The organism is Microcoleus sp. AT3-D2 (assembly GCF_036705715.1).
In the GTDB taxonomy this organism is placed as follows: domain Bacteria; phylum Cyanobacteriota; class Cyanobacteriia; order Cyanobacteriales; family Microcoleaceae; genus Microcoleus.
In genome coordinates this window covers 1-1663 of sequence record NZ_JAUBVE010000157.1, presented here as the reverse complement: position 1 = coordinate 1663, position 1663 = coordinate 1, and the positions used below count along the sequence as shown (strand labels likewise).

1 rRNA gene (cut by a window edge) is annotated in these 1663 nt (G+C 51.4%); it reads right to left on the bottom strand.

Annotation, left to right across the window (positions count from 1 at the left end):
• A 23S ribosomal RNA gene (locus QUB44_RS30325) occupies positions 1-1604 on the bottom strand (it extends 1449 nt beyond the left edge of the window).
• Positions 1605-1663: the final 59 nt, after the last annotated feature.

Below are 1663 nucleotides of genomic sequence, written 5' to 3'. Positions count from 1 at the left end.
CCTGTGTCGGTTTGCGGTACGGTCTCGTATGACTGAAGCTTAGAGGCTTTTCTTGGAACCACTTCCGATTGCTTCGTAGCACATGGCTACACGTCCCAGTCCCTTGAATCCTGCGCCCGGATTTGCCTAAGCGCCTTCTATGAACCAGAAACCAGCTATTCCAACAGCTGGACAACCTTCCGCGATCCGTCCCCCCATCGCATCATACGACGGTGCAGGAATATTAACCTGCTTCCCATCAGCTACGCATCTCTGCCTCGCCTTAGGGGCCGACTCACCCTGCTCCGATGAACGTTGAACAGGAAACCTTGGGCTTACGGCGTGCGGGCTTTTCACCCGCATTATCGCTACTCATGTCAGCATTCGCACTTCTGATACCTCCAGCATCCTTTACAAGACACCTTCGCAGGCTTACAGAACGCTCTCCTACCATATCTATTGCTAGATATCCGCAGCTTCGGTGACTGGCTTAGCCCCGTTACATCTTCCGCGCAGGACGACTCGATCAGTGAGCTATTACGCTTTCTTTAAATGGTGGCTGCTTCTAAGCCAACATCCTGACTGTTTTAGCCTTCCCACTTCGTTTTCCACTTAGCCAATCTTTGGGACCTTAGCTGGCGGTCTGGGTTGTTTCCCTCTTGACGCCGGACGTTAGCACCCGACGTCTGTCTCCCAAGCTCGCACTCATCGGTATTCGGAGTTTGCAATGGTTTGGTAAGTCGCAATGACCCCCTAGCCATAACAGTGCTCTACCCCCGATGGTGATACTTGAGGCACTACCTAAATAGTTTTCGGAGAGAACCAGCTATTTCCAGGTTTGTTTAGCCTTTCACCCCTACCCACAGCTCATCCCCTAATTTTTCAACATTAGTGGGTTCGGACCTCCAGGGCGTGTTACCGCACCTTCATCCTGGCCATGGGTAGATCACCTGGTTTCGGGTCTACACCCAGCGACTGTCGCCCTGTTCGGACTCGATTTCTCTACGGCTCCCCTATTCGGTTAACCTCGCCACTGAATGTAAGTCGCTGACCCATTATACAAAAGGTACGCCGTCACCCCATAAAGAGGCTCCGACTGTTTGTATGCACACGGTTTCAGGATCTATTTCACTCCCCTCCCGGGGTTCTTTTCGCCTTTCCCTCACGGTACTGGTTCACTATCGGTCGATTACGAGTATTTAGCCTTGGAGGATGGTCCCCCCATGTTCAGACAGGATTTCTCGTGTCCCGCCCTACTTGTCGTACGCTTAGTACCACCGTTCGGATTTCGTGTACGGGGCTATCACCCGCTATGGCGCTTATTTCCAGAAGCTTCCACTATCCGATCGACTATCACGTACAGGCTCATCCCATTTCGCTCGCCACTACTTTGGGAATCTCGGTTGATTTCTTTTCCTGCAGCTACTTAGATGTTTCAGTTCGCCGCGTTCGCTTTGCATACCTATGTATTCAGTATGCAATGACCTAAAAGGCCGGGTTTCCCCATTCGGAAATCTGCGGATCAATGTGTGTTTGCTCACTCCCCGCAGCTTATCGCAAGCTACTACGTCCTTCATCGCCTGTAATCGCCAAGGCATCCACCATGTGCACTTATTCGCTTGTCCCTATAACGTTGGCCTCTTCATGAGTTAAAGAGAACGTTATCGAGTTCAAGAGTACAGCT